22 protein-coding genes are annotated in these 20,843 nt (G+C 71.9%); 7 read left to right on the top strand and 15 right to left on the bottom strand.

What is annotated here, in order from left to right; genetic code table 11:
- Positions 1-50 precede the first annotated feature (50 nt).
- Positions 51-572, top strand: coding sequence for a 3-hydroxyanthranilate 3,4-dioxygenase (locus tag C7456_RS01535; protein WP_109722006.1), 522 nt, complete (start codon positions 51-53; stop codon positions 570-572).
- Positions 573-704: 132 nt separating this feature from the next.
- On the opposite strand, the gene C7456_RS01530 is transcribed toward C7456_RS01535, so the two are convergent.
- Positions 705-1,238 (bottom strand): NUDIX hydrolase, encoded by a 534-nt coding sequence (locus C7456_RS01530; RefSeq protein WP_211306190.1) that lies wholly within the window; start codon positions 1,236-1,238, stop codon positions 705-707.
- 174 nt (positions 1,239-1,412) lie between these two features.
- Between C7456_RS01530 and C7456_RS01525 the strand changes: the two genes are divergently transcribed.
- Complete coding sequence (locus tag C7456_RS01525; protein ID WP_109722004.1) at positions 1,413-2,897, top strand: amino acid permease; 1,485 nt, start codon at positions 1,413-1,415, stop codon at positions 2,895-2,897.
- Between the two features lie 73 nt (positions 2,898-2,970).
- The gene (locus tag C7456_RS01520) at positions 2,971-4,422 is read left to right on the top strand and encodes an amino acid permease (protein WP_109722003.1); all 1,452 of its coding nucleotides are present in this window, start codon (positions 2,971-2,973) and stop codon (positions 4,420-4,422) included.
- Positions 4,423-4,843: 421 nt separating this feature from the next.
- Here the strand turns inward: C7456_RS01520 and C7456_RS01515 are convergent, their stop codons facing one another.
- Positions 4,844-5,176 (bottom strand): high-potential iron-sulfur protein, encoded by a 333-nt coding sequence (locus tag C7456_RS01515; RefSeq protein ID WP_109722002.1) that lies wholly within the window; start codon positions 5,174-5,176, stop codon positions 4,844-4,846.
- Positions 5,177-5,333: 157 nt separating this feature from the next.
- Between C7456_RS01515 and C7456_RS01510 the strand changes: the two genes are divergently transcribed.
- The 4 genes from C7456_RS01510 to C7456_RS01495 all read left to right on the top strand — a co-directional run bounded on the left by C7456_RS01510 (position 5,334) and on the right by C7456_RS01495 (position 8,413).
- Complete coding sequence (locus tag C7456_RS01510; protein ID WP_109722001.1) at positions 5,334-5,981, top strand: methylthioribulose 1-phosphate dehydratase; 648 nt, start codon at positions 5,334-5,336, stop codon at positions 5,979-5,981.
- Complete coding sequence (locus tag C7456_RS01505) at positions 5,978-6,541, top strand: 1,2-dihydroxy-3-keto-5-methylthiopentene dioxygenase (protein WP_109722000.1); 564 nt, start codon at positions 5,978-5,980, stop codon at positions 6,539-6,541. The genes C7456_RS01510 and C7456_RS01505 overlap by 4 nt, the downstream gene beginning before the upstream one ends.
- Before the next feature lie 178 nt (positions 6,542-6,719).
- Positions 6,720-7,409: an acireductone synthase gene (mtnC, locus tag C7456_RS01500; RefSeq protein ID WP_109721999.1), complete on the top strand. Its 690-nt coding sequence runs from the start codon at positions 6,720-6,722 to the stop codon at positions 7,407-7,409.
- A 17-nt stretch (positions 7,410-7,426) separates the two neighbouring features.
- Positions 7,427-8,413 carry a C13 family peptidase gene (locus C7456_RS01495; protein ID WP_109721998.1) on the top strand — a complete coding sequence of 329 codons (987 nt, stop codon included), beginning with the start codon at positions 7,427-7,429 and terminating at the stop codon, positions 8,411-8,413.
- A gap of 210 nt (positions 8,414-8,623) precedes the next feature.
- Here the strand turns inward: C7456_RS01495 and hisIE are convergent, their stop codons facing one another.
- The 13 genes from hisIE to C7456_RS01430 form a co-directional block, all read right to left on the bottom strand.
- Positions 8,624-9,247, bottom strand: coding sequence for a bifunctional phosphoribosyl-AMP cyclohydrolase/phosphoribosyl-ATP diphosphatase HisIE (gene hisIE / locus C7456_RS01490; protein ID WP_109721997.1), 624 nt, complete (start codon positions 9,245-9,247; stop codon positions 8,624-8,626).
- A 92-nt stretch (positions 9,248-9,339) separates the two neighbouring features.
- On the bottom strand, positions 9,340-10,110 hold the full coding sequence (gene hisF, locus C7456_RS01485; RefSeq protein WP_109721996.1) for an imidazole glycerol phosphate synthase subunit HisF: 771 nt from the start codon (positions 10,108-10,110) through the stop codon (positions 9,340-9,342).
- Positions 10,104-10,832 carry a 1-(5-phosphoribosyl)-5-[(5-phosphoribosylamino)methylideneamino]imidazole-4-carboxamide isomerase gene (gene hisA, locus C7456_RS01480; protein ID WP_109721995.1) on the bottom strand — a complete coding sequence of 243 codons (729 nt, stop codon included), beginning with the start codon at positions 10,830-10,832 and terminating at the stop codon, positions 10,104-10,106. Before hisA ends, hisF begins: the two co-directional genes overlap by 7 nt.
- Positions 10,829-11,419 (bottom strand): imidazole glycerol phosphate synthase subunit HisH, encoded by a 591-nt coding sequence (hisH, locus tag C7456_RS01475; protein ID WP_109721994.1) that lies wholly within the window; start codon positions 11,417-11,419, stop codon positions 10,829-10,831. The genes hisA and hisH overlap by 4 nt, the downstream gene beginning before the upstream one ends.
- Positions 11,419-12,543: a bifunctional histidinol-phosphatase/imidazoleglycerol-phosphate dehydratase HisB gene (gene hisB, locus C7456_RS01470; RefSeq protein WP_109721993.1), complete on the bottom strand. Its 1,125-nt coding sequence runs from the start codon at positions 12,541-12,543 to the stop codon at positions 11,419-11,421. The genes hisH and hisB overlap by 1 nt, the downstream gene beginning before the upstream one ends.
- Positions 12,540-13,673, bottom strand: coding sequence for a histidinol-phosphate transaminase (gene hisC / locus C7456_RS01465; protein ID WP_109721992.1), 1,134 nt, complete (start codon positions 13,671-13,673; stop codon positions 12,540-12,542). The genes hisB and hisC overlap by 4 nt, the downstream gene beginning before the upstream one ends.
- Positions 13,670-14,992: a histidinol dehydrogenase gene (hisD, locus tag C7456_RS01460; RefSeq protein WP_109721991.1), complete on the bottom strand. Its 1,323-nt coding sequence runs from the start codon at positions 14,990-14,992 to the stop codon at positions 13,670-13,672. Before hisD ends, hisC begins: the two co-directional genes overlap by 4 nt.
- A 213-nt stretch (positions 14,993-15,205) precedes the next feature.
- Entirely contained in the window at positions 15,206-16,099 is an 894-nt protein-coding gene (gene hisG, locus C7456_RS01455) for an ATP phosphoribosyltransferase (protein ID WP_109721990.1), read from the bottom strand.
- Positions 16,096-16,431 (bottom strand): YerC/YecD family TrpR-related protein, encoded by a 336-nt coding sequence (locus C7456_RS01450; protein ID WP_109721989.1) that lies wholly within the window; start codon positions 16,429-16,431, stop codon positions 16,096-16,098. Before C7456_RS01450 ends, hisG begins: the two co-directional genes overlap by 4 nt.
- A 447-nt stretch (positions 16,432-16,878) precedes the next feature.
- A complete protein-coding gene (lpxK, locus tag C7456_RS01445; RefSeq protein ID WP_109721988.1) occupies positions 16,879-17,880 on the bottom strand; it encodes a tetraacyldisaccharide 4'-kinase in 1,002 nt (333 codons plus the stop codon).
- Between the two features lie 10 nt (positions 17,881-17,890).
- A complete protein-coding gene (gene msbA / locus C7456_RS01440) occupies positions 17,891-19,663 on the bottom strand; it encodes a lipid A export permease/ATP-binding protein MsbA (protein WP_109721987.1) in 1,773 nt (590 codons plus the stop codon).
- A complete protein-coding gene (locus C7456_RS01435; RefSeq protein WP_109721986.1) occupies positions 19,660-20,091 on the bottom strand; it encodes an ExbD/TolR family protein in 432 nt (143 codons plus the stop codon). Before C7456_RS01435 ends, msbA begins: the two co-directional genes overlap by 4 nt.
- A gap of 4 nt (positions 20,092-20,095) precedes the next feature.
- A complete protein-coding gene (locus C7456_RS01430) occupies positions 20,096-20,740 on the bottom strand; it encodes a MotA/TolQ/ExbB proton channel family protein (RefSeq protein ID WP_109722114.1) in 645 nt (214 codons plus the stop codon).
- Positions 20,741-20,843: the final 103 nt, after the last annotated feature.

Genomic DNA, 20,843 nt, shown 5'->3' with positions numbered 1-20,843 from the left:
CTCTCCCCGGCGGGGAGAGGAAGCAAAGCGCCCATAACGAGGCATTGCGCATGGCCCTGACACCGCCCATCGACCTGAAGCGCTGGATCGCCGAGCACCGCCACCTGCTCAAGCCGCCGGTGGGCAACAAGTGCATCGTCGACGGCGACTTCATCGTGATGATCGTGGGCGGCCCGAACGCGCGCACCGACTACCACTACGACGAGGGGCCGGAATTCTTCCACCAGCTCGAGGGCGAGATGGTGCTGAAGGTGCAGGACGAGGGCGCGGCGCGCGACATCCCGATCCGCGCCGGCGAGCTGTTCTACCTGCCGCCGCGCGTGCCGCATTCGCCGCAGCGCATGCCCGGCTCGGTCGGGCTGGTGATCGAGCGCCGCCGCCTGCCGCACGAGCGGGACGGCCTGCTGTGGTTCTGCGAGCGCTGCAACCACAAGCTGTACGAGGAGTACTTCGTGCTCGACAGCATCGAGCGCGACTTCCCGCCGGTGTTCGAGCGCTTCTACCGCTCGCGCGAGGCGCGGACCTGCAAGGCTTGCGGGTATCTCAATCCGGCGCCGGAGAAGTACGCCTGAGCGGGTGCGCGAAGCTGCCTCGATGGCTTGCCCATCGCGGCCGGGGGCCGCTCCCACAGGGCTGCGGCGACCTTGGGGGAGCGGCCTCCGGCCGCGATGGGCACACCCGAGACGATCGCTCCCGCCCCGCCCTCACCCTCGCGCCAGCCACCGGCGCGCCATGCGCCGCAGCGACGCATCGACGGCCGGATCGCCGGCCAGCGCGCGCACCGGCACCCAGGCCAGCGCCAGCGACTCCGCGCTGACCGCGAACGCCTCGCCGCCGCACGCGCGCACCACGTAGCGCACGTCGTAGTGCCAGTGCTCCGGCTCGCCGCCGCGCGCGGGAATGCGGTGGCGGTCCAGGTCGAAGATGCCGCCCTCCACGCGCAGCCCGGCCAGGCCCGATTCCTCCTCCGCCTCGCGCAGCGCCACCCGCGCGAGGTCGGCGTCGCCGTCGGCATGGCCGCCGAGCTGCAGCCAGCGGCCGAGCTTGCGGTGGTGGGTGAGCAGCACGCGCGCGCCGTCGGCGCCGACGAGCCAGGCCGAAGCGGTGAAGTGGCCCGCCGCGTGCGTGCGCTCGAACACCGCGGGCGAGGAGGCGAGGAAGGCGAGGAACTCGGCCGCGACGGCGTCGTCCACATGCGTGCGCGCATAGTCGCGCAGCGAGGCGGAAAGGATGTGCATGGGCTCGCGTTGGATGCGCCGCAGCATGAAAAGAGCGGCGCATGGTACATGCCGACCGGCGCTTGTACCCCCTCCGCCGCTCCGCTAAGGTTGGGCGAATCGCCTGCTCGTCACGTCTCCTTCATGAAGCCGTGGATCGAAGAACAGGGCGGCCATCCACGGGGAAATCACCGCATGCTCTTCAAGCGCGTCAAACCGCTCGACCTGATCCTTGCCACTGCCGAAAAGAAAGCGCTCAAGCGGCAGCTCGGCCCCGTCCAGCTCACCATGCTCGGCATCGGCGCCATCATCGGCACCGGCATCTTCGTGCTGACCGCCGAGGCGGGCCAGAAGGCCGGCCCGGGCATGATGGTGGCGTTCGTGGTCGCCGCGGTGGTCTGCGCGCTGGCCGCGCTGGCCTACGCCGAGCTGGCCTCGATGGTGCCGGTGGCCGGCTCCGCCTACACCTACACCTACGGCGTGATGGGCGAGCGGCTGGCCTGGGTGGTCGGCTGGGCGCTGGTGCTCGAATACACCATCGCGGCCAGCACGGTGTGCGTGGGCTGGGCCGGCTACGTGAACGGCCTGCTCGCCAGCCACGGCATGGGCCTGCCCGATTTCCTGCGCGTCGGCCCGCTGGACGGCGGCAGCTTCAACCTGCTGGCCTTCCTGATCGGCCTGGCCATCACCTTGCTGCTGGTGATCGGCACCTCGAAGTCGGCGATGGTCAACACCTTCCTGGTGCTCATCAAGGTGCTGGCGCTGACCGTCTTCATCGTGCTCGCCCTGCCCAAGACGCAGGACGCCAACTTCCATCCGTTCACCCCGAACGGCTGGGGCAGCCCGATGGGCGGCATCGGCGTGCTGGGCGCGGCGGCCTCGATCTTCTTCGCCTACGTGGGCTTCGACGCGGTGTCCACCGCCGCCGAGGAGACCAAGAACCCGAACCGCAACATCCCGATCGGCCTGATCGGCTCGCTGGGCGTGTGCACCATCTACTACCTGCTGGTGAGCTACGGCGCGATCGGCTCGGTGGGCGCGCAGCCGGTGCTCGGCCCCGACGGCGTGGCGCTGCAGCCGGGCACGCCGGAGATGGCGGCGGCCTGCAAGGGCTCCGAGGCGCTGGTGTGCAGCAAGGAGGCGCTGGCCCACGTGCTGCGCGTGCTGCACCACACGACCTGGGGCGACCTGGTCGGCGCCGCGGCCAGCATCGCGCTGCCCTCGGTGATCCTCACCATGACCTACGGCCAGACCCGCATCTTCTTCACCATGGCGCGCGACGGCCTGCTGCCGGGCTCGCTGGCCAAGATCCACCCGCGCTACCACACGCCGTACGTGATCACGCTGATCACCGGCATCTTCGTCTCGCTGTTCGGCGCGCTGTTCCCGGTGGGCGCGCTGGCCGACATCACCAACTCGGGCACCCTGTTCGCCTTCATGATGGTGGCGCTGGGCGTGCTGATCCTGCGCGTGACCCAGCCGGAGCGGCCGCGCTCGTTCCGCACCCCGATGGCCTGGGTGGTGTGCCCGCTGGCCGTGCTGGGCTGCCTGCTGCTGTTCTTCAACCTGTCCACCAAGACGCTGGTCGTGTTCTTCGCCTGGGCGGCCGTGGGCCTGGTGGTGTACCAGCTCTACGGCGTCCGCAAGAGCCACCTCGCCAACGGCACCGAGCCGGACTGAGCCGGCGCGCCAGGATCGCAACCTCCCCCGCCGGCACGGTGAGAACCGTGCCGGCTTCATGTCCGGGAAGCCCATGCTGAAGCAGCTCCTAGCCCGCAAGACCGATTTCTCCGACGCCGACGATCCCTCGCACGGGCCCACCCTGCGCCGCACGCTGGGCCCGTGGGGCATCACCGCGCTGGGCATCGGCGCGGTGATCGGCACCGGCATCTTCGTGGTCACCGGCCAGGCGGCGGCCGAGCACGCGGGGCCGGCGGTGCTGATCTCGTTCGTGCTGGCGGCGATCTGCAGCGGCTTCACCGCGCTGTGCTACGCGGAGTTCGCCACGCTGATCCCGATCTCGGGCAGCTCCTACTCCTACGCCTACGCCACCCTCGGCGAGCTGGTGGCCTGGTTCATCGGCTGGAACATGGTGCTGGAGTACGGCATCTCCGCCTCGGCGGTGGCGGCGAGCTGGACCGGCTACTTCACCAGCCTGCTCGACCACGCGGGCATCCACCTGCCGCAGGCGCTCACCGAGGCGCCGCTGGCGTTCACCGACGGCCGCCTGGTGGTCACCGGGCACCTGATGAACCTGCCCGCGGTGGCGATCGTGCTGGCGCTCACCGCGCTGTGCTACGTCGGCATCCGCGAGTCCGCCGGCCTCAACGTGCTGATGGTCGCGCTCAAGGTCGGCCTGATCGTGATCGTGGTGGTGGCCGGCTACCGCTACGTCGACCCGGCCAACTGGCATCCGTTCATCCCCGCCAACGAGAGCCCCGGCAAGTACGGCTGGTCGGGCATCATGCGCGGCGCGGCGATGGTGTTCTTCGCCTACATCGGCTTCGAGGCCACCTCCACCGCGGCGCAGGAATGCAAGAACCCGCAGCGCGACCTGCCGTTCGGCACGCTGGTCTCGCTGGTGATCTGCACCGTGCTCTACCTCGCCATGGCGGCGGTGCTCACCGGCCTGATCCCCTACACCCAGCTCGGCACCAGCGAGCCGGTGGTCACCGCGATCCGCAGCTACCCGCAGCTGGGCTGGCTGCGCCTGGTGGTGGAGATCGGCGCGCTGATCGGCCTGTCCTCGGTGATCCTGGTGATGATCATCGCGCAGCCGCGCATCTTCATGATCATGTCGCGCGACGGCCTGCTGCCGCCGGTGTTCAACCGCATCCACCCGCGCCACCGCACGCCGCACATCAACACGGTGATCACCGGCGTGGGCATCGCCGTGCTGGCCGCGGTGTTCCCGCTGGACCTGCTGGCCGACCTCACCTCGATGGGCACGCTGATCGCCTTCGTGGCGGTCTGCGCCGGCGTGCTGATCCTGCGCTACACCGCGCCGCAGCTGCATCGCGGCTTCCGCGTGCCGTGGGCCTGGGTGATCTGCCCGGCCGGCGTGCTCAGCTGCCTGGCCCTGCTCGGCTTCATGGCCTGGTTCAACTGGCTGCTGATGATCGTCTGGACCGTGCTCGGGCTGGCGATCTATTTCGGCTATGGCCTGCGGCACAGCCGGTTGCACCGGGCGCCAGCCCCTCCATAAGCCGTCATCTTCGCCAAATTTCGTTAAATTTCTTGAAAAAGCTTCGATCTTGGCGGATTACCTTGGGGCAGACCATGCTCGGGGATCGGATCAAGTTTTACAAATAAGTCATTGACATACAATGACTTATCCGACGGACGTCACAAATGGCGGCAGGGCGTCCCCCATTTCCGGCCGGCCAGGAGTATCATCCCAGGTCCGCGGGTTGATCACTTGGCAGTGGGCCCCGGATCGCCGCCCGGCGCGTCAGGCGGGTTTCAGCTCCTCAGCCTGACGCGCTCGGGCAGCACTTCTAGCCTGCTCTTGCGCTCCCCCTCCCCTCGTTCGTTGCCCGGCGCCGGCAGTGGCCGCCGCTTCCGCGCGCGCACGCGAAAAGGCCGGCTCGAGGCCGGCCTCTCGGGCATCGGTGGACGGGACGATCTCAGGCTTTCTTGGGCGAGTGCGACACGCACCAGCCCTTGGAGCTGACCGCCTTGCCGGGGAACAGCTGGCACGGCCCGTAGCCGGTGGGACCACCGCTGTAGAACTGGCAGTTGGCGCAGGTGTCGCCGGCCTTGTGCTTGGGGTCCTTGGTCTGCGACGCATCCTCCACGTAGCCGAGCGCCTTCGCGGTCGGATCCGTCTCCGCCAGGTGCGGCAGATCGGCGGCGCGCGCGAAGCGCGGCACGCCTCCCACCACCAGCGCGGCCGCCGTCGTGCCGGCGGCGATCTTCAGGAAGCGGCGACGCGACTCGATATCTTTCTCGTGCGACATTGGTAAACCTCCGTCTTCAGCAACACCGCCGCATATGACCGGCGGCCCGCGCCGATGGTACGCCGCTGCATAAGGCGCCCCGCGAATGAATCGCATTAGCCCGACCGCGGCGGGGGCGGCGTGCTATAGTCATCCGCCGTTTGGACGTCCAAATCCCATGCCCCAGGCCCTGCCACAGACCATCGCCGCCGCCGAGTTCGGCCGCTGCGCCGACGCCATCGCCGCCGCGGCGCGCGAGCTGGCGGCGCTGGGCTGGACGCCGGCGACCAGCAGCAACTTCTCGATGCGCGTGGACGCCGATCACGCGGCCATCACGATCTCCGGCCGCGACAAGGGCCGGCTCGGCCGCGACGACATCATGCTGATCGACCTGCATGGCCGGCCGGTCGGCACCGACGCCCGGCCCAGCGCCGAGACCGGCCTGCACACCCAGGTCTACCGGCGCCGGCCGGAGATCGGCGTGGTGCTGCACACCCACTCGCGCACGCAGAGCGTCGCCTCGCGCCTGTTCGCGCGCGAGGGCGTGGTGCGGCTGGAAGGCTGGGAGCTGCAGAAGGCCATCACCGGCTACACCACGCACGAGAGCGTGCTGGAGATCCCGGTGTTCCCCAACACCCAGTACATGCCGGAGCTGGAGGCGCGGGTGGACGCCTGGCTCGACGCCGGCAGGCCGCTGCACGCCTACCTGATCGACGGCCACGGCATCTACGCCTGGGGCCGCGACATGCCCGAGGCGCGCCGCCACCTGGAAGCGCTGGAATTCCTGCTCGGCTGCGAGCTCGACCTGAGGAGACTGTCCGCATGAGCCGCCTGCGCATCTTCGACGAGGCCCGTCCCGAGGCCCCGCTGTCCGTCCTCGACGACCACGCCGCCATCGCCCGCGAGCTGGGCCGCGTGGGCGTGCGCTTCGAGCGCTGGGAAGCCGCCCGGCCGGTGCAGCCGGGCGCCAGCCAGGACGAGGTGATCGCCGCCTACCGCGCCGACATCGACCGCCTGATGGCCGAGGAAGGCTACCAGTCGGTGGACGTGATCAGCCTCCGGCCGGACCACCCCGACCGCGCGGCGCTGCGGCGGAAGTTCCTGAGCGAACACACCCACAGCGAGGACGAGGTGCGCTTCTTCGTGGCCGGCGCGGGGCAGTTCACCCTGCACATCGGCGACAGGGTCTACGACGTGCTGTGCGAGCAGGGCGACCTGATCGGCGTGCCCGACGGCACCCGCCACTGGTTCGACATGAGCGAGTCGCCCTACTTCGTTGCGATCCGCCTGTTCACCAACAAGGACGGCTGGGTGGCCAACTTCACCGGCGCGGACATCGCCGAGAAGTTCCCGCGCATGGCGCCGGTGGCCGCGACGGCGCGCTGAGCGGAAGGCCAGCCCTGCGGGACCCGGTGGGAGCGGCCTCCGGCCGCGATGCCTGCAATGCCGATGCTTGCGGCACTCCCTCGCGGCCGGAGGCCGCTCCCACGGCTGCCATGGACGGCCGCCCTGACGCCCCGCGCGGGGCGGTTAAACTAGCCGTCCCCTCCCCCGCGCCGCCGCCATGACCGTCATCCGCGCCATCGTCACCGACATCGAAGGCACCACCAGCTCGATCGGCTTCGTCAAGGACGTGCTGTTTCCCTACGCGCGCAAGCGCCTGCCGGCCTTCGTGGAAACCCATGCGGACCGGCCCGAGGTGCAGCACTGGCTGCACGAGGCGGCCAGGGAGGCCGGGCTGGTCGAGGCCAGCCGGCAGGAGGTGATCGAGCTGCTGCTGCGCTGGATCGACGAGGACCGCAAGTCCACCGCGCTCAAGGCTCTGCAGGGCATGATCTGGCAGGAAGGCTACGAGGCCGGCGACTACCGCGCCCACGTCTATCCGGAAGTCTCCGCGCGGCTGCACGCCTGGCGCGCCGACGGGCTGCACCTGTACGTGTATTCCTCCGGCTCGGTGCAGGCGCAGAAGCTGTTCTTCCGCTACAGCGAGGCGGGCGACCTGACCCCGATGTTCGCCGGCTATTTCGACACCGAGACCGGGCCGAAGCGCGAACGCGCCTCCTACGAGCGGATCGTCGAGGCGATCGGCGAGCGCCCCGAGCACGTGCTGTTCCTCTCCGACGTGGTGGAGGAGCTGGACGCCGCCGCCGCCGCCGGGCTGCGCACCGGCTGGCTGGTGCGGCCGCCGCAGGCCCCGCCGGAGGCGCCGCGGCATCCGGCCTATCCCGACTTCGACGCCGTCGTCCTCCCCTGAGCCGGCAGGAGTCCGCCATGCGCGTCGCCCTGACCGCACTGCTCGCCTTCGCCGCCGGCGTGCTGCTGATGCTCGCGCTGCATCCCGTGGCGCCCCGCCACGCTGCCGCGTCCGCCCGGCCGGCCGTTGCCGCGTCCGCGCCGGCGCCAGCGCCGGAAGAAGCGGACGAGGACGAGCCGGACGACGCCTGGCCGGACGACGCGCCCACGCCCGAACAGGTGATCTACGCGCAGCCGCGCCTGCTCAAGTCCGCGCTGGCGCACCTCACGCCGCGCGTGCCCGGCAGGCCCAACCTCTACCTGCTCGCCTTCGCCGGCGACGGCGCCGAGGACGTGTTCCGCAACGAGGCCGAATACGCCACCCGGCTGTTCGTGGAGCGCTTCGGCCCGACCGCGCACGCGCTGGTGCTGGAGAACAACCCGGCCACGCTGGACCGCCGCCCGCTGGCGAACTGGAGCAACCTGGAGGCCGCGCTCGACGCGCTGCCCGCCACGATGGACCCGGCGCAGGACATCCTCGTGCTCTACCTCACCAGCCACGGCGGCGAGGACCACAGCCTGCTGGTGGACATGGACCCGCTGCCGCTGGACCAGATCGGCGCGCAGGACCTGGGCGACATTCTGCGCAGGCGGCCGTTCAAGTGGAAGGTGGTGGTGGTCAATGCCTGCTACACCGGCGGCTTCGTGCCCGAGCTGCGCGGCCCGGGCACGCTGGTGCTCACCGCCGCGCGCGCCGACCGCAGCTCCTTCGGCTGCGGCAGCGATTCGGACATCACCTACTTCGGCCGCGCCTGGCTGGTGGACGCGCTGAACCGCACGGACGACCTCATCGCCGCGTTCCGCCAGGCGCAGGGCGAGATCGCGCAGTGGGAGCGCAAGGACAGGTTCCAGCCTTCCGAGCCGCAGATCGACATCGGCGAAGGCATCGCCGACAAGCTGGCGCAGTGGCGCAAGGGCGTGCCGCAAGGCACGGCGGTGCCGTTCGCGCCGGCATCGAACAACTGACCGCACGCCCGCCGTATCTCCACGCCCTCCCTCTCCCTCCGGAGTCCGAATCCCTCTCCCTCCGGGAGAGGGTGCCGGCAGGCGGCGGCGCCGAAGGCCTGCGTCATCCGGTCGGCACCCGCAAGGACCGTACCCTCGCCCCCGGCCCCTCTCCCGATGGGAGAGCGGAGACAAGCAAGGCCGCCCGCTGTGCGTCGAGAGAAAGGCGCGTTACTCCGGCTTGTGCCGCGCGGCCAACACCTTCACCGCATCGGCCAGCGCAAGCCCGCGCGAGCGCAGCAGCACGGCGAGATGGAACAGCAAATCCGCCGCTTCGCCGAGCAGCGCGTCGTCGTCCTGCGCCACGGCCGCCAGCGCGGTCTCCACACCCTCCTCGCCCACCTTCTGCGCGATGCGGCGCACGCCGCCCTCGAACAGCCGGGTGGTGTAGCTGCCCTCGGGCCGCTCGGCATGGCGACGCTCAACCAGCGCATCCAGCTCGGCCAGGAAGCCCAGCGGCGGCCGCACGTCGTCGCCGAAGCAGCTCGACGTGCCGTTGTGGCAGGTCGGGCCGTGCGGTCCGGCCTGCACCAGCAGCGTGTCGGCGTCGCAGTCGAGGCGGATGGCCTTGAGCGCGAGCACGTGGCCCGAGGTCTCGCCCTTGGTCCACAGGCGGCCCTTGCTGCGGCTCCAGAAGGTGACGCGACCGCTGCGCCGCGTTTCGGCCAGCGCCTCGGCGTTCATGTAGCCCAGCATCAGCACCTCGCCGGTCAGCCAGTGCTGCACGATCGCCGGCAGCAGGCCATCACCCTTGGTCCAGTCGGGCGCTTGTGGATTGGAATCGGTGGCATTCATGTCCGGTGCCCTTGATCTGGAAGAGAGTGCAGAGGAATGAGGAGTGGGCAAGAGCAAGGCTTTCTCTCACTCCTCTGCACTCTCTCCTGCCTTTAAAGCCGCACCGTCACGCCCTGCCCGCGCAGGTAGCGCTTGAGCGCGGGAATGGCGATGGCGCCGGCATGGAACACGCTGGCGGCCAGCGCGCCGTCCACGTCGGCCTGGACGAACGCATCGCGGAAATGCTCCGGCGCGCCGGCGCCGCCCGAGGCCACCAGCGGCACGTGGCACACCGCCCGCGCCACCGAGAGCTGCTCCAGGTCGTAGCCGCGGCGCACGCCATCGCTGCCCATGCAGTTGAGCACGATCTCGCCCGCGCCGCGGCGCTGCGCCTCGTCGATCCAGTCCAGCGTGCGCCGCGCCAGCGCCTGCGTCTTGCCCGGATCGCCGGTGTACTGCCGCACGCGCCATTCGCCGTCGGCGTCGCGCAGGCTGTCGATGCCCACCACCACGCACTGCACGCCGAACGCGGCGGCCAGCTCGTCGATCAGCCCGGGGCGCTCCAGCGCGGGCGAGTTCACCGAGACCTTGTCCGCGCCGGCATGCAGCACCGCCCGCGCTTCCTCCACGCTGCGGATGCCGCCGGCGACGCAGAACGGGATGTCGATGGCGCGCGCCACCCGCTCCATCCAGGCGCGATCCACGCTGCGGCCCTCGGGGCTGGCGGTGATGTCGTAGAACACCAGCTCGTCGGCGCCCTCGTCGCGGTAGCGCAGCGCGAGGTCGACGATCTCGCCCATCACCACGTGGTCGCGGAAGCGCACGCCCTTGACCACCTTGCCCTCGCGCACGTCCAGGCAGGGAATGATGCGGCGGCTCAGCATGCCAGCGCCTCCTCCACCGTGAAGCGCCCTTCCAGCAGCGCGCGGCCGAGGATCACCCCGCGCGCGCCGGCCGTGCGCGCGGCGCGGATGTCGTCCAGCGAGCGCACGCCGCCGGAGGCCTGCACGGCGAGCTGCGGCGCGACGTCCGCGAGGTGGCGGTAGAGGTCGAGGTTGAAGCCGGCCAGCATGCCGTCGCGGTCGATGTCGGTGCACAGCAGGTGCCGCGCGCCATGCGCGGCGTACCACGGCGCCAGCTCGTCCAGCGTGCGCGCCCCGGTCTCGGTCCAGCCGTCGCTTGGCAGGGTCCAGCGGCCGTCGACGCGGCGCGTGTCGAGCGCGATGACGAGGCGTTCGCTGCCGTATTCGGCCAGCCACGACGCGACGGTCTCCGGCTCGCGGATCGCCACGCTGCCCAGCACCACGCGCGCCACGCCGGCGTCGAACAGGCGCCGCGCGTCGGCCTGCACGCGCACGCCGCCACCGGCCTGGACGTTCAGCCCCAGGCGCGCGATCGCCTCGATCACCGCGAGGTTTTCCAGGCTGCCCGAGCGCGCGCCGTCGAGGTCGACCAGGTGCAGCCAGCACGCGCCGGCCTGCGCGTAGCGCGCGGCGAGGGCGCGCGGGTCGTCGCCGTAGGTGGTCTGCTGCGCGTAGTCGCCCTGCTTCAGGCGCACCACCTTGCCGCCGCGCAGGTCGATCGCGGGAATGGTCTGGAAGCTCATAGCCTGAGGAAGTTGCCGAGCAGCTTCGCGCCGACCGCGGCCGAGCGCTCGGGGTGGAACTGCATGCCGTGGAAGTTGCCCTGCGCGGCCACCGCCGAGAACGGCCCGCCGTAATCGGCGGTGGCCAGGGTCCACGGGCCCACCGGCACGGCGTAGCTGTGCACGAAGTAGGCCCAGTCGTCCTCGCCCAGCCCCGAGAGCAGCGGATGCGGCCTGGCCTGCGCGAGCCGGTTCCAGCCCATCTGCGGCACGCGCAGCGTGGCGCTCTCCTGGAAGCGGCGCACCGGCGCGTCGATCAGCCCGAGGCAGGCGGTGTCGCCCTCCTCCGAATGCGCGCACAGCAGCTGCATGCCCAGGCACACGCCGAGCACCGGCTGGGCGAGGCCGCGCACCACGTCCACCAGCCCCAGCTCGCGCAGCCGCGCCATGCCCGGCCCCGCCGCGCCCACGCCGGGCAGGATCACCTTGTCGGCGGCGCGGATCGCCTCCGCGTCGGCGGTCAGCTCGGCGTCCACGCCCAGCCGCTGCAGCGCGTAGCGCACCGAGCCGATGTTGGTGCCGCCGGCGTCGACCAGGACCACCGCCATCAGAGCGCCCCCTTGGTGCTGGGCAGCTCGCTGCCCTCGCGGCGGATCGCCTGGCGCAGCGCGCGCGCCACCGCCTTGAAGCAGCCCTCGACCATGTGGTGCGCGTTCTCGCCGCGCACGGACAGGTGCAGGTTGGCCCCCAGCGTCTCGCACAGCGAGCGGAAGAAGTGCGGCACCAGCTCGGTGGGCACCTCGCCCACGCGCTCGCGCGGGAACCGCCCCTCGAACACGAAGTACGGGCGGCCGGACAGGTCCAGCGCGGCGCTGGCGCGCGACTCGTCCATCGGCAGCGTGAAGCCGAGCCTGCCGGATGCCTGGGTTTCCTGCAACGGCAGATCGTCCGGCGAAAACCCGTAGCGGCCGATGCCGCGCTTGTCGCCCAGCGCCTGCCTCAGCGCCTGGCCCAGCGCCAGCGCGCAGTCCTCGATGGTGTGGTGCTCGTCGATGTGGATGTCGCCGTCGCAGTCGAGCTCCAGCGCGAAGCCGCCGTGCTTGCCGATCTGCTCCAGCATGTGGTCGAAGAAGCCCAGGCCGGTGCGCACCCTCGGCTCGGCGGCCTGGTCCAGGTCCACGCGCACGCTGATGCGCGTCTCCCTGGTGTTCCGCTGCACGCTGGCGATGCGCGGCGCGTCGAGCACCCGGTGCGCCACCTCGGCCCAGCCGATGCCCTGCGGCCCCACGCGGAAGCCGCGCACGCCCAGGTTGGCGGCGAACTGCAGGTCGGTCTCGCGGTCGCCCACCATCGCCGAGGCGGCGCGGCTCCAGCCGTCGTCGGCGAGGTAGTGGCGCAGCAGGCCGGTGCCGGGCTTGCGCGTGTCCCGGCCCTCGTGCGGGAAGCTGCGATCGATCAGCACCTCGCGGAAGCGGATGCCCTGCGAGGCGAGGATGCGCATCAGCAGCTCGTGCGGCCCACGGAAATGTTCCTCGGGAAAACCGTCGGTGCCCAGCCCGTCCTGGTTGGTGACCATCACCAGCTCGTAGCCGGCGGCGACGAAGCGCTGCAGCGCGGCGACCACGCCGGGCAGCAGGTCCAGCTTGTCGTAGCTGTCGATCTGCTCGTCGGGCGGCTCGACGATCAGGCAGCCGTCGCGGTCGACGAAGAGGATCTTGCGGGTCGCGTTCATGATGCCGGCCCCTCGGCAAAACCCCGGCCCTCCAGGACCGGCCCCTTCAAAAGGGCCGCTTCGCCGGCAGCGTTCCGACCGGAAGCGAGCACGTCCAGCACGCGGTCGTTCTCCTCCGGCGTGCCGATGGTGATGCGCAGCGCGTCGGCCAGGCCGGGATAGCGGCGCACGTCGCGCACCACGATGCCGGCGTCGAGCAGGCGGCGGTAGGCATCGCCCGCGTCGTCGAAGCGCACGGCGAGGAAGTTGGCCTGCGAGGGCAGCACTGCGCGCACGCCCGGCAGCGCGGCCAGCGCCGCGGCCATGCGCGCGCGCTCGGCGCGCGCCTGCGCGACGCGCGCGGCGGTCTGCGCCCGGCCCTCGCCGGACAGCGCGCGCAGCGCGGCCTGCACGCAGGGCAGCGGCAGCGGGTACGGCGGCAGGATGCGGCGAAGCAGGCCGATCACCTGCGGGTCGGCCAGCAGCGCACCGACGCGCGCGCCGGCCAGCGCCCAGGCCTTGGACAGCGTGCGCAGCACGGCGAGGTGCTCGTGGCGGTCCAGCAGGTCGGCCACGCTGCCTTCGTCGGCGAACTCGACGTAGGCCTCGTCCACCACCAGCAGCGCGCGGCCGGCGAGCGCCTGCGCCAGCCTTTCGACGGTCGCGCGCGGCACGCCGCGACCGCTGGGGTTGTTGGGCGCGCAGACGAACACCAGCTTCACCGCCGGCGTCACCGCGGCGAGCAGCGCCTCGGCGTCGAGCGAGAAATCCGCGGCCAGCGGCGCCTCGAGCACCGCCGCGCCCTGGATGCGCGCGCACACCGCGTACATGCCGAAGGTCGGCGGCTGCACCAGGACCGCGTCCTGCCCAGCGCGGCAGAACGCGCGCACCAGCAGGTCGATCGCCTCGTCGCTGCCGCGGCCGACCAGCACCTGCTCGCGGCGTACGCCGTACAGCGCGGCCAGCGCCCCGACCAGCGCGGCCGGCTGCGGATCGGGATAGCGGTTGGCGCCGAGGCCCTCGTCGCCGAACGGCGCCAGCGGCGACTCGTTGGCGTTGAGCAGCACCCGGCCGCCGCTGGCCTCCATGCGCGCCGAGGAATACGGCTGGAGGGCGCGGATGTCCGGCCGCGCGAGATCGAGCACGCTCATGCGCGGCGCTCCGCGGCGGCGCCGTCGAGCGCGGCCAGCCGCAGCGCCACCGCGCGGCGATGCGCCTCCAGCTGCTCGGCGGCGGCCAGCGTGGCGGTGCACGGGCCGATCGCGCGCAGGCCGTCGGCGCTGAGCTCCTGCACGGTGATCTGCTTCTGGAAGCTCGCCACCGACACGCCGCTGTAGCTGCGCGCGTAGCCGTAGGTCGGCAGCACGTGGTTGCTGCCGCTGCAGTAGTCGCCCACCGACTCGGGCGTCCAGGCGCCGAGGAACACCGAGCCGGCGCTCTCGACCGCAGGCAGCAGCGCACGCGGCTGCGTCACTTGCAGGATCAGATGTTCGGGCGCGTAGAGGTTGCTCACCTGCACCGCCTGCGCCAGCGAATCCACCAGGATCAACCGGCTCTGCGCCAGCGCGCGCCCGGCGATGGCGCCGCGCGGCAGCGCCGCGCACTGGCGCGCCACCTCGGCGGCCACGCGGTCGAGCTGCGCGGCCGAGTCGGACAGCAGGATCACCTGCGAATCCGGCCCGTGCTCGGCCTGCGAGAGCAGGTCGGCGGCGACGAAGGCCGGATCGGCCGCCTGGTCGGCGATCACCAGCACTTCCGACGGGCCGGCCGGCATGTCGATGGCCGCGCCGTCCGGCTCGGCCGAGACCTGCAGCTTGGCCTCGGTCACCCAGGCGTTGCCGGGACCGAACAGCTTGTCGCACCTGGGCACGCTGCCGGTGCCGTAGGCCATCGCGGCGATCGCCTGCGCGCCGCCCAGCTTGAACACGCGGCGCACGCCGGTGACGCGCGCGGCGTACAGCACGGCGGCGTCGCAGCGGCCGTCGGCGCGCGCGGGCGAGCACAGCACCACCTCGCGGCAGCCGGCGATCCTCGCCGGCACGCCCAGCATCAGCGCGGTCGAGGGCAGCGGCGCGCTGCCGGCGGGCACGTACAGGCCCACGCGGGCGATCGGGCGCAGCACGCGCTCCACGCGCACGCCCGGCGCGGTGTCCACCGCCACCGGCTGCGGCGCGGCGGCGCGGTGGAAGGCCTCGATGCGCGCGGCCGCCTCGCGGATCGCCGCCTTCAGCGGCTCGTCCAGCGCGGCCTCGGCGGCGTCGAACTCCGCTTCGGAAACCTCGAGCGCATCCAGCGCGGCGCCGTCGTATTCCGCGCTCAGCTCGCGCAGCGCCGCGTCGCCGCGCGCGCGCACCTGCGCGACGATGGCGGCGACGCCGGCCTTCAGCTCCGCGGCGCGCGACTGCGCGGGACGCGCCAGCGCCTCGCGCCGGCCGGCGTCGTCGAGCGCGTTCCAGTCGATCCGTCTCATGCCATCCGGCCCTTCGCGCAAGCCACGTTTTTCATGTCGGTCTGCATCTCGAGAATGGTCCAAGCAATCCGGCTTCCACCCGTCATTCCTGCGAAAGCAGGAGGCGCCTTTCAACAGCCGAAGGGCTGGTCATCCAGTGCCTTTGCCTCCGACTGCCCGGAGCCACTGGAACCCGGCTTCCGCCGGGATGGCGACCAGAGCGAGAATCAGCCCTCATGCGAGCATCTTCTCCACCGGCAGCACGAACATCTCGCGCGCGCCGGCCTTCTTGATCTCCTCCAGCTGCCGCCAGCTCACCTCGCCCGCGCACAGCGCCTGCAGCATCAGCTGGTCGGGCTGGCCGGCCACCGGCAGCAGCGTGGGCTGCGGGCCGCCCGGCAGCAGCCGCACCACCGCGTCGAGCGCGCCGCGCGAGGTCTGCAGCAGCAGCAGGCGCGACTCGCGCACCTGGATCACGCCGTCCAGCCGCCGGAACAGCAGCTCGATCATGTCGCCGCGCTCGTCGGCCGGCAGCGTCTGCGGCCCGGCCAGCACCGCCTCGCTCTCCAGCAGCACCTCGGTCTCGCGCAGCTGGTTGGCGGCCAGCGTGCCGCCGCTCTGCACCAGGTCGCAGATCAGGTCCGCCGTGCCCAGGCGCGGCGCGATCTCCACCGAGCCGGCCAGCGTCACCACGCCCGCCCCGACGCCCTGGCCGCGCAGCCATGCGCCGAGCAGGCCGGGATAGGACGTGGCGATGCGCAGCCCGGCCAGGTCCGACGGCGCGCGATAGTCCATCTCCTGCGGCACCGCGATGGACAGCCGGCAGCGACCGAAGCCCAGCGCGCGCCATTCGGCCAGCGGCGCCACGTCGCGGCCGGCGGTGAGCGCGAACTCGTCGAGCACGTTGCGGCCGACGATGCCGAGGTCGCACACGCCCTGCGCGATCAGGCCGGGGATGTCGTCGTCGCGGACCAGCAAGAGGTCCACCGGCTCGCCCTCGCCGAAGCAGAACAGCTTGTCGCGGCTCTGCCGGAAGGTGAGTCCGCAGCGCTTGAGCAGCTCCAGCGCCGGCTCGGTGAGCCGGCCGGATTTCTGCATGGCGATGCGCAGTCGGTCGCGGGTCTTCATGCCTTGGCCTTGCGTGCGGCCGCGCGGCGGCGCGCGGCGCGGGCGGCGGCGGCGAGGTAGCCGCCGCTGCCCTGGTTGAGGAAGCGCGCCACCCGGCCGATGGTGGTGATGCTCACCGCGGTGCGCTCGTGGATCTCGCGGTAGGACAGCCCGTCCAGCAGGTACGGCACCACCCGCCAGCGGTCCACCAGCGCCTCCAGCTCGGCCGGCGTGCACAGGTCGTGCAGGAAGGCCTGCATCTCCTCCGCGCTGCGCAGCGAGAGCAGTGCCTCGCACAGGCTCTGCTCGGCGGACTCCACCGGCGTTTCGGGATCGAGCGAACGGCGCTTCATAATGTACTAATGCGTTAATACGATGGAACGCATCATAGGGTATGGCGGCGGGCGTCGCAACCCGGGTGCGCGGAACCGGGGGTTGGCGTGCCTCGCGCGGCGCACCTAGCCGGGTGACTCGCTGCGCCCGCTCCTTCGAGGCCATCTGCCGTGCAGGCATCGGGCTGATCGCGGCCGGAGGCCGCTCCCACGGGGCCCCGCCAGCCTTGTGGGAGCGGCCTCCGGCCGCGATGCCCCGGCCATCCCCCCGTTCCGCCATGCCGCGCAGTCGCGGAGCGGCGTCCACTCTTCGCGCCTCAAAGCCGGCGCCACCCATGGCGCCTCTCCGTGTGCCTTCGCGCTTCCCTGGCCCACGCACAGGCAGCTCCGGCGGGCACGGGAAACCGTGAACAACCTCTTACGGACCGGGTCTGCCCGGATGCCTTGCGCTCCGGGACCGGAAACGTTCTAGGCGCCGCCGCCCCGCACCGCCGGCTTCCGCGCCGCCTCCAGCCGGGCGGCCACGGCTTCGATGAATCCTGCCGGCAACTCGGCGCGCACCGGCACGCGCCACCAGTGCGGCTGCGCGAAGCGGCGGCATTTCACCGCGTCCTTGTCGGTCATCAGCACCGGCCGGTCGTCGCCGAACGCGAGGTCGGCGGGCGCGAAGGCGTGGTGGTCGGGAAAGGCGTGCCCGATCACCTCGATGCCGCGCGCGCGCAGGGCGTCGAAGAAGCGCTGCGGGTTGCCGATGGCGGCCACCGCATGCACCGCGCGCCCGGCGAAATCCGCCAGCGGCCTGCGGGCTCCGCCGGCCAGCGCGACCGCTTCCGCCCCCTCCAGCCGCATGGTCGCGGCGCCTTCCATCGCGGCGCCGTTGCAGACCACGAAATCCACCGTCCGCAGCCGCGCCAGCGGCTCGCGCAGCGGGCCGGCCGGCAGCAGGCGGCCGTTGCCGAAGCGGCGCGCGCCGTCCACCACGCAGATCTCCACGTCGCGCGCGAGCCGGTAGTGCTGCAGGCCGTCGTCGGCGATCACCACGTCGCAGCCGGCCTCGGCCAGCAGGCGCGCCGCCGCCGGACGGTCGCGCCCCACCGCCACCGGCACGCCGGCGGCGCGGATCAGGCAGGGCTCGTCGCCGACCTCGGCCGGGTCCGGCTCGTCGCCGAGCAGCAGCGGTCCGCGCCGGCGGCCGCCGTAGCCGCGGCTGACCACGCCGGGGCGCCGGCCGCGCTCGCGCAGCGCCTCGGCCAGGGCGATGGTCAGCGGGGTCTTGCCGGTGCCGCCGGCGGTGAGGTTGCCGACCACCAGCACCGGCACCGGCAGGCACTCGCTGCGCAGCAGGCCGCTGCCGTACAGCCGGCGCCGGCAGGCCGCCACGCCGCCGTACAGCGCGGCCAGCGGACGGGTCCACCAGGGGGGACGCGCATCGCCGTACCAGGCCGAGGCAAGCGTGTCCTCGATCGCCATGGCGCGGGGCTCAGTCGGCCGGACGGTCGTGGAACTGCATGCGGTGGAGCATCGCGTAGTGCCCGCCCAGCGCCAGCAGCTGCGCGTGGGTGCCGCGCTCGACGATGTGTCCCTGGTCCATCACCGCGATCTGGTCGGCGCCCTCGATGGTGGACAGCCGGTGCGCCACGACCAGCGTGGTGCGGTTGCGCATCAGCTCGTTCAGCGCCTGCTGGATCAGCCGTTCCGCATGCGTGTCCAGCGCGCTGGTGGCCTCGTCCAGGATCAGGATCGGCGCGTTCTTGAGGATCGCGCGGGCAATGGCGATGCGCTGGCGCTGCCCGCCGGACAGCAGGCTGCCGGCCTCGCCGATCGGCGAATGGATGCCCTGCGGCAGCCGCGCCACGAATTCCATCGCGTTGGCGGCCTCGGCCGCCCGCACGATCTCCGCCTCGCTGGCGCCGGCCAGCTCGCCGTAGGCGATGTTCTCGGCCACGGTGCCGTCGAACAGCATCACGTCCTGGCCCACCCAGGCGATCTGGCGGCGCAGCGAGTCCAGGGTGAGGGAGAGGTAGTCCTCGCCGTCCAGCAGGATGCGCCCCCCGGTGGGCACGAGGAAGCGCGGCAGCAGGCTGACCAGGCTGGTCTTGCCGCTGCCGGAGCGGCCGACCAGCGCGGTCACCGAGCCGGCCGGGCAATGCAGGTCGATGCCGTGCAGCACGTTGCCGGCGGCCTCGGTGTAGGCGAGGCTGACGCCCTCGAAGCGGACGTCGCCGCGGCTGCGCTCGACGACGCGGTTGCCGGTGTCGCGCTCGGCCGGCAGATCGATGATCTCGAACAGCTCCTCCGCCGCCGCCACGCCGCGCTGGATGTCGCCCTGCACGTTGGTCAGGCGCTTGAGCGGCGTCATCAGGCCGATCATCGCGAACATCACCACGGTGAAGGTGCCCGCGGTCATGCGGCCGATCTCCCACGGCAGCGTCGCCAGCCACACGATGCCGGCCAGCGCCAGCGCCGCGGTGGTCTGCACCATCGCGCTGGACAGCGCGCTGGTGGAGGAGATCTTCAGGTTGAACCTCGCGGTGCGCTCGGCCACCTCGTCGAAGCGGCGCTGCTCGCTGGCCTGGGCGCCGAAGATGCGCACCTCGCGGTGGCCGTCCACCACCTCGCGCACCGCGCCGGCCACCGTGCCCATGGTGTCCTGCACGCGCCGGCTGATGCGCCGGTAGCGCCGGCTGATCCAGGTGACCAGCCACACCATCGCCGGCACCAGCACCAGCAGCGCCAGGGCCAGGTAGGGGCTGTTGTAGAGCATGGTGGCCACCATGCCGATGGCGAGCAGGCTGTCCTGCAGCATCGACTTGAAGGCGGAGGTGGAGGCCTTGGCCACCTGGTCGGCGGTGTAGGTGATGCGCGAGATCTGCTGGCCGGAGGCCTCCTGCGAGAAGTACCGCACCGGCAGGCGCAGGTAGCTGGCGAACACGTCCTTGCGGATGTCCTGCACCACGCCGCGGCTCAGGATGCCCATGCCGTAGTCTGAGCCGTACGAGGCGACGCCGCGCACCACCGCCACCGCCAGGATGTAGATCGGCAGCCAGAAGATCGCCTGCGTGTCCTTCTTGACGAACAGGTCGTCGATCATCGGCTTGATGAACTGCACGAAGGCGGTCTGCCCCAGCGCGTCGAGGATCAGGCCGACGATGGTGCCCACGCCGATCCAGCGGTACGGCACCAGGTAGCCGAGCAGGCGCCGGTAGACTCTCCAGGTCTGCGCCCAGTCGATCTTCTTCTTCGGCTGGCTCACGGCTTGTCCGCCGCGCGGTCCGGCGTGGTGGCGATCGACAGCCGGGTGAAGCCGAGCTGGCCCAGCGCGTCCATCGCGGTCACCACGTACTGGTGCGGGGTCATCGCGTCGGCGCGGATCACCACCGGGCGCTCGCGGTCGTCGCCCGCCGCGCGGGCGATCGCCTGCTTGAGCGGCTCCACGCCCTCGCCCAGCACCTCGTCGCTGCCCACGTAGCTGTGGCCGTCGCGGTCGATCATCACGGTCAGCGCGGGCGCCTGCATGTCGCGGTCCTCGGTGCTGGCCCTGGGCAGGGTCACCTGCATGCGCGAGTGCTGCACGAAGGTGGTGGTGAGCACGAAGAACATCAGCAGGGTGAGCAGCACGTCGATCAGCGAGACCACGTTGATCTCGAAGTCGTCGCCGCGGCGGTCGTTGCCGATGCGCATGCGATCAGCCCGCGCCCTGCTCGGCCGCCGCCGCGGCGCGGCGCGCGCGCGGCGCCGCGGCCGGCGCGGCGGTCAGCTCGTCCAGCAGCAGCGTGGCCTGCTGCTCCATCGCCACGCAGTAGCCGGCCACCTTGGAGCGGAAGTAGCGGTGCAGCACGTAGGCCGGGATCGCCACGATCAGGCCGGTGGCGGTGCAGATCAGCGCCTCGCCGATGCCGCCGGCCATCTTGGTCGGGTCGGCCATGCCGCCGGCCATCACCTGCATGAACATGCGGATCAGGCCGATCACCGTGCCGAGCAGGCCGAGCAGCGGGCCGATCAGCGCGATGGTGCCCAGCGTGTTCAGGTAGCGCTCCATGCGGTGCACCACGTGGCGGCCGGTGTCCTCGATGCGCTCCTTGATCTGCTCGCGCGGGCGGTTGCGCACCGACAGCGCGGCGGCCAGCAGCTGGCCCAGCGGCGAGCCCTCGGACAGCGCCTGCAGGTGCGCCGGGTCGAGCTGGCCGGTGCGCGCCCACTGGCGCACCTCGTCGCCCAGGCCCTCGGGCAGCACCGACTTGCGGCGCAGGGTCCAGCAACGCTCCAGCACGATCGCCAGGGCGACCGCCGAACAGATCAGGATGGGCAGCATCGCCCACCCGCCAGCCATCAGAATCTCGAGCACGACGACTCCCGCACGCTGCGGTCGGTGGAAGGGGGCGTCATCATAGCAGTCCGGGCCCGCGCGTCCGCGCTTCCGGCGGGGGGCGCAC

Origin of the sequence: Fulvimonas soli (genome assembly GCF_003148905.1) — a bacterium.
Classification (GTDB): Bacteria; Pseudomonadota; Gammaproteobacteria; order Xanthomonadales; family Rhodanobacteraceae; genus Fulvimonas; species Fulvimonas soli.
This window is presented reverse-complemented; position numbering and strand designations above follow the sequence as displayed.

Bases quoted from the DNA above. Each gene is read 5' to 3' on its own strand.
- hisA (WP_109721995.1), bottom strand. From the start codon at position 10,832: ATGAGCTTCCAGACCATTCCCGCGATCGACCTGCGCGGCGGCAAGGTG.
- C7456_RS01495 (WP_109721998.1), top strand. From the start codon at position 7,427: ATGCGCGTCGCCCTGACCGCACTGCTCGCCTTCGCCGCCGGCGTGCTG.
- hisG (WP_109721990.1), bottom strand. From the start codon at position 16,099: ATGAAGACCCGCGACCGACTGCGCATCGCCATGCAGAAATCCGGCCGG.
- hisD (WP_109721991.1), bottom strand. From the start codon at position 14,992: ATGAGACGGATCGACTGGAACGCGCTCGACGACGCCGGCCGGCGCGAG.
- C7456_RS01510 (WP_109722001.1), top strand. From the start codon at position 5,334: ATGCCCCAGGCCCTGCCACAGACCATCGCCGCCGCCGAGTTCGGCCGC.
- C7456_RS01525 (WP_109722004.1), top strand. From the start codon at position 1,413: ATGCTCTTCAAGCGCGTCAAACCGCTCGACCTGATCCTTGCCACTGCC.
- hisH (WP_109721994.1), bottom strand. From the start codon at position 11,419: ATGGCGGTGGTCCTGGTCGACGCCGGCGGCACCAACATCGGCTCGGTG.
- hisB (WP_109721993.1), bottom strand. From the start codon at position 12,543: ATGAACGCGACCCGCAAGATCCTCTTCGTCGACCGCGACGGCTGCCTG.
- mtnC (WP_109721999.1), top strand. From the start codon at position 6,720: ATGACCGTCATCCGCGCCATCGTCACCGACATCGAAGGCACCACCAGC.
- C7456_RS01450 (WP_109721989.1), bottom strand. From the start codon at position 16,431: ATGAAGCGCCGTTCGCTCGATCCCGAAACGCCGGTGGAGTCCGCCGAG.
- C7456_RS01505 (WP_109722000.1), top strand. From the start codon at position 5,978: ATGAGCCGCCTGCGCATCTTCGACGAGGCCCGTCCCGAGGCCCCGCTG.
- C7456_RS01515 (WP_109722002.1), bottom strand. From the start codon at position 5,176: ATGTCGCACGAGAAAGATATCGAGTCGCGTCGCCGCTTCCTGAAGATC.
- C7456_RS01430 (WP_109722114.1), bottom strand. From the start codon at position 20,740: ATGGCTGGCGGGTGGGCGATGCTGCCCATCCTGATCTGTTCGGCGGTC.
- C7456_RS01520 (WP_109722003.1), top strand. From the start codon at position 2,971: ATGCTGAAGCAGCTCCTAGCCCGCAAGACCGATTTCTCCGACGCCGAC.
- C7456_RS01535 (WP_109722006.1), top strand. From the start codon at position 51: ATGGCCCTGACACCGCCCATCGACCTGAAGCGCTGGATCGCCGAGCAC.
- C7456_RS01435 (WP_109721986.1), bottom strand. From the start codon at position 20,091: ATGCGCATCGGCAACGACCGCCGCGGCGACGACTTCGAGATCAACGTG.
- hisF (WP_109721996.1), bottom strand. From the start codon at position 10,110: ATGCTGAGCCGCCGCATCATTCCCTGCCTGGACGTGCGCGAGGGCAAG.
- hisIE (WP_109721997.1), bottom strand. From the start codon at position 9,247: ATGAATGCCACCGATTCCAATCCACAAGCGCCCGACTGGACCAAGGGT.
- lpxK (WP_109721988.1), bottom strand. From the start codon at position 17,880: ATGGCGATCGAGGACACGCTTGCCTCGGCCTGGTACGGCGATGCGCGT.
- hisC (WP_109721992.1), bottom strand. From the start codon at position 13,673: ATGAGCGTGCTCGATCTCGCGCGGCCGGACATCCGCGCCCTCCAGCCG.
- C7456_RS01530 (WP_211306190.1), bottom strand. From the start codon at position 1,238: ATGCACATCCTTTCCGCCTCGCTGCGCGACTATGCGCGCACGCATGTG.